The 12,101-nt window shown below is 36.3% G+C and carries 9 protein-coding genes; 4 read left to right on the forward strand and 5 right to left on the reverse strand.

Annotation, left to right across the window (positions count from 1 at the left end; genetic code table 11):
• Positions 1–365 precede the first annotated feature (365 nt).
• The 4 genes from LNQ34_RS08795 to LNQ34_RS08810 form a co-directional block, all read right to left on the reverse strand.
• Positions 366–2,051 carry a sodium/sugar symporter gene (locus LNQ34_RS08795; RefSeq protein WP_229999300.1) on the reverse strand — a complete coding sequence of 562 codons (1,686 nt, stop codon included), beginning with the start codon at positions 2,049–2,051 and terminating at the stop codon, positions 366–368.
• A 251-nt stretch (positions 2,052–2,302) separates the two neighbouring features.
• Positions 2,303–3,352 carry a UDP-glucose--hexose-1-phosphate uridylyltransferase gene (locus LNQ34_RS08800; RefSeq protein ID WP_202700994.1) on the reverse strand — a complete coding sequence of 350 codons (1,050 nt, stop codon included), beginning with the start codon at positions 3,350–3,352 and terminating at the stop codon, positions 2,303–2,305.
• Positions 3,353–3,369: 17 nt separating this feature from the next.
• On the reverse strand, positions 3,370–4,533 hold the full coding sequence (gene galK / locus LNQ34_RS08805) for a galactokinase (protein WP_229999302.1): 1,164 nt from the start codon (positions 4,531–4,533) through the stop codon (positions 3,370–3,372).
• 55 nt (positions 4,534–4,588) lie between these two features.
• On the reverse strand, positions 4,589–5,644 hold the full coding sequence (locus tag LNQ34_RS08810) for an aldose epimerase family protein (protein ID WP_229999304.1): 1,056 nt from the start codon (positions 5,642–5,644) through the stop codon (positions 4,589–4,591).
• Positions 5,645–5,745: 101 nt separating this feature from the next.
• Here LNQ34_RS08810 and LNQ34_RS08815 point away from each other — a divergent pair, with 101 nt between their 5' ends.
• Positions 5,746–6,744: a GntR family transcriptional regulator gene (locus LNQ34_RS08815; protein ID WP_229999314.1), complete on the forward strand. Its 999-nt coding sequence runs from the start codon at positions 5,746–5,748 to the stop codon at positions 6,742–6,744.
• Positions 6,745–6,791: 47 nt separating this feature from the next.
• On the opposite strand, the gene LNQ34_RS08820 is transcribed toward LNQ34_RS08815, so the two are convergent.
• Positions 6,792–7,481 carry an NUDIX hydrolase gene (locus LNQ34_RS08820; RefSeq protein WP_017496929.1) on the reverse strand — a complete coding sequence of 230 codons (690 nt, stop codon included), beginning with the start codon at positions 7,479–7,481 and terminating at the stop codon, positions 6,792–6,794.
• Between the two features lie 663 nt (positions 7,482–8,144).
• Between LNQ34_RS08820 and LNQ34_RS08825 the strand changes: the two genes are divergently transcribed.
• The 3 genes from LNQ34_RS08825 (at position 8,145) to LNQ34_RS08835 (ending at position 12,087) form a co-directional block, all read left to right on the forward strand.
• Positions 8,145–8,732, forward strand: a complete 588-nt coding sequence (locus LNQ34_RS08825; RefSeq protein WP_229999316.1) for an RNA polymerase sigma-70 factor — start codon at positions 8,145–8,147, stop codon at positions 8,730–8,732.
• Between the two features lie 13 nt (positions 8,733–8,745).
• Positions 8,746–9,405, forward strand: a complete 660-nt coding sequence (locus tag LNQ34_RS08830; protein ID WP_229999318.1) for a hypothetical protein — start codon at positions 8,746–8,748, stop codon at positions 9,403–9,405.
• Positions 9,406–9,726: 321 nt separating this feature from the next.
• On the forward strand, positions 9,727–12,087 hold the full coding sequence (locus tag LNQ34_RS08835; protein WP_229999320.1) for a TonB-dependent receptor: 2,361 nt from the start codon (positions 9,727–9,729) through the stop codon (positions 12,085–12,087).
• The last annotated feature ends 14 nt before the right edge of the window (positions 12,088–12,101 follow it).

A 12,101-nucleotide genomic window follows, 5' to 3' on the forward strand; every position in this document is an offset into this window, starting at 1 on the left:
TTGGTACCTAAAGTTTAAAGATTAACCATACGCAAATCAAATATAGTAAGAAATTACTTTGTACAAATAATCAATATTGTAAGTAAAATATTTAAATTTCAGTGATTTGGTTTTTTTATTTTGAAAAAAAGGCAAAGAATTTGGTGATGAAGATTTTGTGGGAAATAGTGTAAAATAAGGCGGTGACCTACAATAATTAAAAACCCGACAAGCTCTAAAACTTGTCGGGTTTAATAAAATTTGGCGCGTAAAATCCTGATTAGCAATGGTTAAAAAAGTAGGTTTTTTCTAAATTAATAACATAATATTTAAAAAATGTGATTTTCCCGGTACGGTTTTATTTTTCAAAAAAGAATAGAATAAAACTACCAAAATTTAATGTACAGGGCCGCAATAATCAATAATGTAATGACGATTAAAACAGTCGTTTGTGGTTTTACTTTAAACATTTCGGCATCGATTTCGAATGCTTTAGGATTCACTTTAGGACCTGCAAAACTGATTAAAACCATTACCAAGGTGGTAAAGATGAACGATAATCCCATACAAATATGAAAAGGAATTTCAAAAGCTCCTTTTCCGTTTGGATAAGCAGTGTACAATAGTGTTTCATTTCCAAATAAGGCAGGAGCATATTCGTTGAATAGTACGGATAATACAAAACCTAAAATTACGCCTACTACAGCTGCAGCTCCCGTAGTTCGTTTCCAGAACATTCCTAAAACGAACATGGCAAAAACTCCCGGACTGATAAAGCCCGTGTATTTTTGGATATAGGTAAATCCGCCAACACCTCCAATTCCTAAAATATCATTCCAGGTAAATAATACTGCTAAAAGCATCGCTCCAAAAACGGCAATTCTTCCAATGTTTACCTGCTGTTTTTCACCAGCTTCTTTTTGAATGTATTTTTTGTGAATATCCAAAGTGTAGATTGTCGAGATACTGTTGACTTTTCCGGCTAACGAAGCTACAATTGCTGCGGTTAGTGCCGCTACGGAAAGCCCCTTTAATCCGGTTGGAAGGAAAGTCAGTACGGCAGAATAAGCTCCGTCTTTTCCTCCGACTAATTGTGGTAAATGCCCGTTTTGATACAAAACATAGGCAGCAATACCCGGTAACATTACGATTAAAGGCATTAACAATTTGAGCATACCGGCAAACAAAATACCGGTGCGTGCCGTTTGTAAATCGGCACCCAGGGCTCTTTGCGTAATGTATTGGTTACATCCCCAGTAATTCAGGTTGATGATCCAGATACCGGCAAGATAAGACATCAGACCAGGGAAAGTTAGGTATTTGTTGATATCAAGCTGAGAGGATGTTGCAGTTGGTCTTGGAATAATCATTTTAAAATGTTCCGGTGCTTCTTTCATTAAAACTTTGAATCCGGCAATTACATTTTGTCCGACTCCAAAATATTGTCCTACGGTGGTAAGAGCAATATACGAGGTTACTAAACCTCCAATGATTAAAACGGCCACCTGAATAACATCGGTATAAGCAACAACTTTCATTCCTCCAAGAGAGATGAATAAGGCAAACAATGCTAGTCCGATCATGATAATATGCAGATATTCTCCGCCGGCCATACCGTTTATGGCCACAGCTCCTAAATATAAAATAGAAGTTAAGTTTACAAAAACGTACAAGAACAGCCAGAAAACAGCCATGATTAAAGCAGTAGAATCATTATAACGTGTTTTTAAGAATTGTGGCATCGTATAGATTTTATTCTTTAGGTATACGGGAATAAACCAAACGGCGACCACAATAAGACTTATGGCTGCAATCCATTCATAAGCCGCAACGGCAATTCCTAAAAAGAAACCTTCACCACTCATTCCGATAAATTGCTCTGCCGAGATATTTGAAGCAATTAAAGAAGCTCCAATAGCCCACCAGGTCAGGTTTCCCTCGGCCAAAAAATAAGCTTTAGCATCCTGTTCGTCTTGTTTACGTTTTCGGTAAACCGTATAACCGTAGGCCGAAACTACGATGAAGTAAATAATAAAAACCGCATAATCTGCGAAAGCAAGGTTCTGGTTCATTGATAGTACTATTTTTAATAATTAGATAGTGATTGTTTGATTAGTAGAGGGTAAAAAACAATATTTGTCTGAGGTGGTTTAAATATTGTTTTTTTTATTTTTTTGATTTGGGTTGAATATTCGTTTTTGATTTGATTTATTAATGTGATTCTGTATTAAAGGGTAAAAAAGAGCTAAGAAGTACCTGTTTTTTTGAGTATGTTTTTCAAAGCTGTAACAATTTGTGGGGCAAAATAGGCTAAAGTCTTATTTTATTTTTGTTTGTAATGAATGTCTGATTGCTGTCTTAAAACTTCGGCACATCTTTCAGGGGTAATGTCTCTCTGAGATTCGCCTAACATTTCATAACCCACCATAAATTTCTTTACTGTGGCTGATCGCAACAAAGGCGGATAGAAATGCATGTGAAAATGCCATTCCGGGTGTTCTAAACCATCTGTAGGTGATTGATGGATTCCTGATGAATACGGAAAAGAAGTACTGAATAAATTATCGTATTTGATGGTAAGTTGTTTTAAAATTACGGCAAAGGAATTAGTTTCTTCTTCCGTAAAATCAGTAATTTTATTGACAACTCTTTTGCTTACAATCATCGTTTCGTAAGGCCAGGTTGCCCAAAACGGAACTAAAGCAATAAAATCATCGTTTTCGATTACGACACGATCACCGGTTTTTAATTCTGCCTGAACATAATCCTGAAGAAGCGTTCGGTTGTTCTTATCAAAATAAGATTTCAGATTGGTTTGTGTTCTTTCAACCTGAGTTGGAAGCGACGACTGTGCCCAGATTTGACCATGCGGATGCGGATTACTGCAGCCCATAATACTTCCTTTGTTTTCAAAAATTTGAACGTGATTGATGTATTTGATGCTTCCCAGTTCAGCGTATTCTTTTTGCCAGACTTTTACAATGCTCTCAATTCCTTCAATTTCCATTTCCGGTAAAGTAAGATCATGTCTTGGTGAAAAACAGACTACTTTTGAAATTCCCTGTTCGGGTTTTGTTTTAAAAAAAGTGTGCTTGATGTCTTCTTCAAATATAATTTCGTCCTGCTTCATTGCGGCGAAATCATTTTCAAAGACAAAGCTGTCTTTGTAGGTCGGATTGTGTTCTCCATTAGCGCGAACGTTACCCGGACAGAGATAACAGTTTGGGTCGTGCTTTGGAAGAGTTTCAGTTGCAAGAGTCTCGTTTTGCCCTTGCCACGGACGTTTTGCTCGATGAGGTGATACCAGAATCCATTCGTTTAGTAATGGATTGAAACGTCTGTGCGGATCTTCGTTGATGTCAAAGTTTTTCATTTATAGTTTTTGTGATGTTAAAGAAGTAGTCTTGTTCCATTAGAGATTGTTACATCATAAAATTTTAATTCAATCCCAAATGTATTTAAATAAAGATTTGAAAACTTATTTTTCACCTCATTTTCATGCCCTTTTTTTATAAAATTTATGGTACACCCCCCGAAACCACCCCCCATGAGGCGTGATCCAACAATAAAATCGTCCGTTTTTGCCGTATTTACTAGCATATCCAGCTCTTTACAGCTAACTTCGTATTCTTGCGATAAACCATAATGGGCTTCGAAAAGTAATTGCCCTAAAAGTGTAATATTTCCCTGATCTAACGCTTCACAAGCTTTTTCGACACGATCAATTTCTTTTACTACAAAATGTGCTCTTTTAAAAATAGTTGCTGACATTTGATGCTGCAGCGTCAAAAGCTGTTCTTCCGTACAATCTCTAAAACTTTTTATTTGAGGAAAATGATGTTTTACAATCGCCAGCCCCTGTTCACACTCCTGTCTTCTGGTGTTGTATTCAGAGGTAAAAAGAGAATGTTTTACATTACTGTCAAACAAAATCAGAGCATAATCTTTGAAATCGGCATTGTGATATTCAAAATCAAGGGTATTACAATCCAGTTTTATAACCTTATTTTCAAGACCATGAACACTTGAAAACTGATCCATAATACCACAATTGATCCCTACCCAGTGTTCTGCCTTTTGCCCTAACAAAGCGATGTCGGCTTTTTTGATTTTTAAATCGAAAAGTGATGCAATTCCGAAAATCATTCCACATTCTAAAGCAGCAGAAGAGGATAAACCGGAACCTACCGGAATGTTGCTGCTAAAGACACAGTTGAAACCTTCAAACACAAAACCGTTGTCCTGTAATTGTTTGATTACGCCACGAATATAATTGGTCCAGACCTCTTCGCTTAAAAGAATTTCTGCAGTTAAATCAATTTCAAAGGCCTCGTTCAAATCGATGGCTATTATTTTAGAGCTGTTGGTATTGTTCTTTTCAAAAGCAAAACAGATAATCTTGTCAATAGCCGCTGGTAAAACATAGCCGTCGTTGTAGTCAATATGTTCTCCTATAATATTGATCCTTCCGGGAGAGAGCACCACTTTTTGCGGAACCGATCCAAAAGACTTCTCAAAAAAAGCGGTTGTGTTTTGTATTAAAATATCATTCATTAGGTAGTGGTTGAAAGAAATAGTTTTTAGTTTTTGGTTGTTTTTTTAGCAAACATTAGGTTATGTTTTCAAATCGGTAAAGGGTTTTTTGATGATAGGTTTCCCCTTTTCGTAAAACCGAATTCGGAAAATGTTTATGATTAGGAGCATCCGGAAAATTTTGTGCTTCAAAACATATTCCGCTAAATGTATGATAATTAGTGTTTTCTTTTCCTTTTATAGATCCAAAACAATTTCCGCCTACATATATATGTACGCTGGGCTGATCTGTAATAACCTTCATCTGCAAATTGTTTCCGACACTGGATAAAGTGGCGGAAACCGCTTTTCCGGACTCAATTACAAACGAATTGTCAATAGCTTCCGGACATTTTTTAGCCGTTCTGAAATCAAAATCATGATCAGAGAGAGCAATGAAATTCCCGGTTGGAATATTCTCAGTATCTGTTTCCAACATTTTGTCAGAATCAATAAAGAGGGTTTGGTTTAACAAATCCCGATGATGTCCGTCAAGATTAAAATAAGTGTGATGCGTAAGATTCACGACCGTATCTTCAGTTGAGGTCGCTTTATATTCCAGTTTTAATTCGTTTTCTTCCGTTACAGTATACGTCAAATCAACCTGTAAAGCTCCCGGATAATTCTCCTCTAAATTCTCGCTCAAAAGACTTAAAGTTATCGAAGGATTATCGCCCGAAGTAATATGGGTAATGTTCCATGTTTTTTGCCCAAAGCCAATGTTCCCGCCATGTAAAGCATTACCATTGTTGTTGGTATTCAATTGAAATGTCTGATCGTTTAAGGCAAAAACACCTTTGTCGATTCGTCCGGCATAACGCCCAACGGTAGCGCCAAAGTAAGGAGCGCTTGGTAAATGATAAGAAGCCAGATAAGATTCTAAAGTATCGAAACCTAAAACAACATCAACAACCTCACCTGTTGCAACCGGAATTAACAAAGAGGTCAGTGTTGCACCATAATTGATAATTTTTGCTTTCATTCCGTTTTTGTTGCACAATTCACAAGAAAGAATTTCTTCGTGATCGGGCAATAAACCAAATGATTCCATGGCAGATGTGTTCGGAAGGTGTGATATTTGTTTTATATTCATATTTTTTTTGCCAAAAATGAAAACCAAAAATAGAAACAATATCTGTTTTTACATACCAGTACCTACCAGTTTTTTGTATATTGCGTCAAAATCTATTTTGTATGAATATAATTTCTATCCAAAGTAATATTGGTTTGCCAAAATACAGGCAGATTATTCTCTCTGTAGAGAAAGCAATTGAGGAAGAAAAACTGGTAAAAGGCGATCGGCTTCCGTCTGTCAATAAAGTTTGCCTGGCATTTTCGCTGTCACGTGATACGGTATTGTTGGGATATGACGAGCTTAAAAAAAGAGGTATTATTTATGCCATTCCGGGCAAAGGGTATTATGTTAAAAGCGTTGAAATCAATATCAAGCAAAAGATTTTTTTACTTTTTGATGAGTTAAACAGTTTCAAAGAAGACATCTATAATTCGTTTATACAGAATATTGGGAAGAACGTCCAGGTTGATATTTTTTTTCATCACTTTAATGTTCAGGTATTTCAAAAACTGATTACCGACAGTAACGGAAATTACACCAAGTACATTATTATGCCTACCAATTTAACCGATGTGGCAGAGGCGATAAAAAACCTACCAGTAGGGGAGGTTATCATATTGGATCAGACCAATCCGGATTTGAAATTGTATCCGGCAGTTTATCAAAATCACGAAAAAGATATTTTTGAAGGTTTAGTTAAAGGGAAAGCACGAATGGATAAGTATAAAAAGCTTATTTTGATTTTTCCGGGATTTAGAGAACCATTGGGAATGAAAACCGGTTTTATTGCTTTTTGTACAAAGTACGATTTTAAGTTTGATATCATCACAGAATTTACAAACGGAGAAATCAATGCAGGTGATTTGTACATTATACCAAACGATCGTGACCTGGTTCGCGTTATTGAAAATGCCCAATCGCAAAGCCTTAAACTCGGAACGGATTTCGGAATTATTTCTTATAACGAAACTCCTTTAAAAAAGATTGTGGCTAACGGCATTGCCACCATTTCAACCGATTTTGAAATGATGGGAGAAATTTTAGCCGATATGGTACTTCACGGACGCAAGCAGCAGATAGAAAATAAATCGTCTCTTTTGATTCGAAACTCGTTATAATTATTCCGTCTGCGCTTCCGGATTTAAGAAACTACAGACGAATTACGTTACAAGTTTAAAACAAAATTGTTGCGTAGTTTTTCCTCGTATTTTTCTTTATTGAAAGTGTAGAGATACGATCCTTTTCGGGAAGACTGCATGTCTTTTTCGTCCAGTTTGTTCAGGATTCCCATGGTATTAATCTTAGTGATAAAGTTTCTTTTGTCCAGTTCTTTGCTCAAAATAGCTTCGTACAACTCCAATAATTGGCGCATGGTGAACTTCTCAGGAAGTAATTCAAAACCAATTGGCTTGATCGAAGTTTTATAACGTAATATTCTGATGGCTTGCTGCACCATTTCGTTATGATCAAAAATTAAACTCGGAGCATCGGCCACACTAAACCATTGTGCATGATAATTTTCAATAAGCTCGGCATTGTGATCTTCAATATTAATCAAAGCATAGTACGAAACCGAAATGGTTCTTTCTAAAGGGTCACGATCAATTTCGCTGTAGGCATAAAGTTGTTCCATATACACATCGTTTAATCCCGTATACATTTTTAAAACTCTTATCGCAGCATTGTCGAGTACTTCGTCTTGCTTTAATAAGCCTCCCATCAAAGACCATTTTCCTTTTTCAGGCTCGAACCCTCTTTTGATTAAGAGAATTTTCAAACCTTCGCGATCAAACCCAAAAATAATACAATCTACTGCTAATAAAACTTTATCTGCAGAGCTATAACTGTTAAGCATATTCAAATTTTTAGTGGTAAATATATAATCCTGTTAATTTCGTTTCTCAATTTTTTAAACGTTGTGTAAACACTTAATAAATGTAACCGTTTGTAAAAGTTACATTAACTGCTTTGATTGAGACTTCTGTTACAAAAGTAATGGTTTTTTAATGCTAAAATCATTATTAAAGCGGTCATTTTTTAACCTTTTTCACAAGTTTTTTTAAATAAAATATCATTTTACATATCAAAGCGTCACTTTTACGCAATAAAATAAGAGGATAATTCTTACTTGAATTAAGTGTTCTCAAGACAATTTTTTGTCGCAAAATCGATTCTGAAGCGAAACGAGTTGGTGTTGTCAATTGATCAATTTTTGAACTAGCGATACATTGACGAAATGAATAAGCATTCCTGAAAAGAAAGACGATTCTGATAGGACTCGGTGAGAGGAAATGCAATTTATAACCAAGAAAAACATCGCGGTATTTTCTTATAGCTCTAAGACCAATATTGGTTTAAGCCCAGTAAAATAGAGACCATATCATGTTTTTTTTTGCTTTTTTAAAAGGCAAATTACCAGAATATTACACAAGCAGATTTAAAAATACAGCACAAATTTCAATTATTATTAATCTTATTTAGTCTAAATAAGATAGTTTTGCGTCATATTTTTATTTCTATGGAAAAGCAATATCTAAACATTAACGCCAAAAATTTCCCGGAGATTTATGATTTGTATTGGAATGAATTGTTTTGTTTTTGCAGACATCATACCGGCGACGAAGAAGCTGCAAAGGAAATTGTACAGCAAATTTTCATCAGTATCTGGGAAAGACGGGAACAGCTACAAATCGAAACTTTTATCAGAGCATATCTATATGGTGCTGCAAAACTCAAAATAGTAGAATATCATCGAAAACAAGTCACTAAAAAGAAACACGAAAGTACTCATTTTGCCGAAATGAATAAAGTTTCCAACAATACAGAAGAGCATATTTTGCATAAAGATCTGCTTCGTGAACTACAGTTGGCCATCAGCACACTTCCGGAACGATGCCGGCAGGTATATTTAATGAGCAGGGAAGACGGGATGGACAACCGTTCTATTGCCGCTTCTCTTGTTATTACAGAGAAAGCCGTTGAAGGAAATATTACAAGAGCACTTCGGCACATTCGTGAACATTTAAAAGTTTTTCGCAGTTTGGTCATTTTTTTTACTCCCCTATGTAGGGTTAGCGAGGACTTGTGCAACTACATCATTATATAACAAAACCAGAACTGTGTTTATTACATCCGATTTATTAGAAAAATATGCGCGAAAGGAATGCAATGCTGCCGAAAGGGTAACAGTGGAGCAATGGTTAAGTTTTATAGATTTAGAACGTGAAATTATTAGCTCTCCACAACGAGACGGATTAAAAGAAGAGATCTGGTGCAATATTGCTTCCAGAACGATTCATGTAAAACCAAAATCTCAGAACAGATTTCTTTATGCTGCCCTAACAACTGCGGCCTGTGTGTTATTTGGGATTGTCAGTTTACATTACTACAATTCATCAACATTTGCTTCGCAGATTTTGGTGAACAATTTAAACGGTCAGGAGATCAAGAAAATAAACATTGGCAGTTTATCATTTTTGGTTGAGCCTGGCAGCCAGTGCAACATTTCAATGGATTTTTTGGGTGAGGCAAGCGATGTTAAGTTTTGCGGAGCCGTTTCGGTTATTAGCGATTCGGCAAAAGTGCAGGAATTTAATATTGGCACCGGAACTTCAGGTTGTACAGTTGCGTATCAGGACAAAGTAAAACTGCAAAAAGGACAAACGTATCTCGCCATGACAGATGCAGACTATGAGGTAATAACAGCAACCAGAGATGAAATCGCCGAAGGTTTACCAAGAGTATTTAGCTCGAGGCTGTCGGAACGTTTTAAGTTATAAGAAAATATAACCCCTTGGGTAAATGGAACAAAATTTAGTTTTAACACATAGAAGCATAGGTATTACTACTCAAAAAAGGCAGGTAAAGAAGAAAAGTCTTTCTTTCACACAGTTTACTATATGTACTTTAACTAGTGAAACGCCTTCTTTAAAGTTTACAAAGACTATGTTTCTATGTGTTAAAACAATTTCATTCAACGGGTTAAAATACAAATAAGAAGAATATAAGAAAACCGATATAACTGAAATAGAGAAGTTATTGGTTTAGGGAACAAATTATCAGTGATGCAATTTAAAAGATTTTTTTTAACGGTTATTTTAATGATCATATGTACTGCCGTTTATGCTCAGAATAATGGGAATGTCAGTTTTACAGGTTATATAGTAGACGATAGCGATCTGCCTGTTGCCGGTGCCGAAATTCAATTGCAAAATACTGCTGTGGTGGTGAAAAGTAATAGCTCCGGGAAATTTGTTTTTCAAAATATTACATCAGGAAAATATCAGTTAGTGGTATCGATGACGGGTTATCAAATCCGGGAAATGGCTGTTGTTGTCGGACAGAATCAGAAAGAAGAAATTGTTATAGCGTTAAAATCGAATTCGGTTGTGTTAAATTCTGTTGATTTGTTTGGCAAAACGATTGAAACCAAAATCAAAGAACAGCCGTTTGCCGTTTCTGTTATCAGTACAAAAAAACTGGCAGAACGTGATGTCGATTTGAATCGGTTAATGGATGGAGTATCCGGTATTCGCGTACAGGAATCTGGTGGAATGGGCTCTGAAACCAATTATTCGATTAATGGATTATCCGGTAAAGCCGTAAAGTTTTTTGTAGATGGGATTCCGATGGAAAACTTCGGATCATCCTTCAGCATCAACAATTTTTCCATCAATACACTCGAAAGAATCGAAATCTATAAAGGAGTTACTCCGGTGTCCTTTGGTGCCGATGCACTTGGAGGTTCTGTAAACCTGGTAACACGCAGCCGTCTTAAAAATTATATCGATGTGTCGCAAACCATAGGGTCATTTAATACCTATCGTACAGCAGTTTCCGGAAAATGGAGAAACGAATCCGGTTTTACTTTGCAAACGAATTCTTTCTTTAATTCTTCCGACAATAATTATCCGGTTTGGGGGCCAACGGTAGAAGTTGCGGGAGAAAATGGAAGACCTATTCCCGGTTATCCAAGATTCAGAAGATTTAATGACGATTACAAATCGTACACCATTAGAACTGATATTGGGTTTACCAATGTCAAATGGGCAGATGCCTTGCTGTTAGGTTTTACTTTAGCAGATCAGGACAGAGGAATACAGACCGGAAGAACAATGGCTTATGTGTATGGAGACGTACGCTATAATGAGAAGTTTGTTATGCCTTCTCTGCGCTATTCTAAGATAGGCTTTTTATTTTCAAACTTAGATGTAGATCTGTATGCTTCTATAAACAAGTTAAGAGGTACAACTACTGATACCAGCTCTTATAAATACAACTGGACAGGAAAACCTATCGGAACGGTAGATGGAGAATTGGGAGGAATCAGATCAGGTAAGTCCATTTATTCTTTTCAGGATCGCACGCAGTTGGCCAGAATTAATTTTGTATATCACCTAAAAGAGAATCAGGAGGTTAACTTAAATTATGTGTTTACCGGTACCAGAAGAAAAGGCAGTGATGTTATTGCCGAAGCTGATTGGACAATTCCGCTCCGACAACCTCAGGATCTGAACAAACATATCGCAGGTTTATCGTATGAGATTTCTTCATTTGAGGACCGTTGGAAGAATATTTTCTTTACAAAGTATTTTGCTTATGAAGCCAATGCCGTTGTATTTGATTACAATGGCGGGAGTTCTAAGGAAACTTTTTATCAGAATACAAAAGACAATGCATGGGCTTTTGGATACACCTCTAAATGGTTATTACCAAAAGACTATACCATAAAATTTTCTGCTGAAAATACTGCCCGGTTACCTGAAGCCGTAGAGCTTTTGGGCAATGGTAATACAATTGTAAATGCACCGGATTTACAGCCTGAACGAAGTTTCAATGTGAATGCATCCCTTCAGAAAACAATACGTAATACCGTTCAGAATGTAAATTTCGGTCTTAATGTTTTTTTCAGAGACACCAAAAATCTGATCTGGTTAACAGAGGGAGATTTGATGGGAACCGCCCGCTATGAAAATTTAGGAAAAATACGTACGCTTGGGGTTGAGGTTGAAGCCAATTATGCCCGAAAGCAATGGCTTGAAACATCATTTAATTTTACCTATCAGGATATCAGGAACATGCAGCGTTTTGAAGGAAACGGTGCTCCAAATCATGTTTATAGAGACCGATTACGAAATACGCCTTACGTAATGGCAAATGCAGAGGCGAGATTATTCCTGGATGAGATGTTTCAAATGAAACCGAAAATTTCATTTTTTGTTAGCACACATTATGTTCATCAGTATTACTTAGGTTGGCCAAGTCTGGGAGAAGCACGCGAGAAAATGTACATTCCAACTCAGTTCGTTCAGGATGCTGGACTTGGTTACACTTTTGGAAACGGACGTTACAGTGCCAATTTTGCCTGCCGTAATATTTTAGACAAGCAAGTTTATGACAATTACTTACTGCAAAAGCCGGGAAGGTTTTTCAGTTTGAAACTAAGATATTTTTTACAATAACCAATTAAATTTAA

Origin of the sequence: Flavobacterium lipolyticum, assembly GCF_020905335.1 — a bacterium.
In the GTDB taxonomy this organism is placed as follows: Bacteria; Bacteroidota; Bacteroidia; order Flavobacteriales; family Flavobacteriaceae; genus Flavobacterium; species Flavobacterium lipolyticum.

What these genes read in the sequence shown, in the direction of transcription:
- galK (WP_229999302.1), bottom strand. Translation starts at nt 4,533, where the DNA reads ATGAATGATATTTTAATACAAAACACAACCGCTTTTTTTGAGAAGTCT.
- LNQ34_RS08800 (WP_202700994.1), bottom strand. Translation starts at nt 3,352, where the DNA reads ATGAAAAACTTTGACATCAACGAAGATCCGCACAGACGTTTCAATCCA.
- LNQ34_RS08825 (WP_229999316.1), top strand. Translation starts at nt 8,145, where the DNA reads ATGGAAAAGCAATATCTAAACATTAACGCCAAAAATTTCCCGGAGATT.
- LNQ34_RS08835 (WP_229999320.1), top strand. Translation starts at nt 9,727, where the DNA reads ATGATCATATGTACTGCCGTTTATGCTCAGAATAATGGGAATGTCAGT.
- LNQ34_RS08795 (WP_229999300.1), bottom strand. Translation starts at nt 2,051, where the DNA reads ATGAACCAGAACCTTGCTTTCGCAGATTATGCGGTTTTTATTATTTAC.
- LNQ34_RS08815 (WP_229999314.1), top strand. Translation starts at nt 5,746, where the DNA reads ATGAATATAATTTCTATCCAAAGTAATATTGGTTTGCCAAAATACAGG.
- LNQ34_RS08820 (WP_017496929.1), bottom strand. Translation starts at nt 7,481, where the DNA reads ATGCTTAACAGTTATAGCTCTGCAGATAAAGTTTTATTAGCAGTAGAT.
- LNQ34_RS08810 (WP_229999304.1), bottom strand. Translation starts at nt 5,644, where the DNA reads ATGAATATAAAACAAATATCACACCTTCCGAACACATCTGCCATGGAA.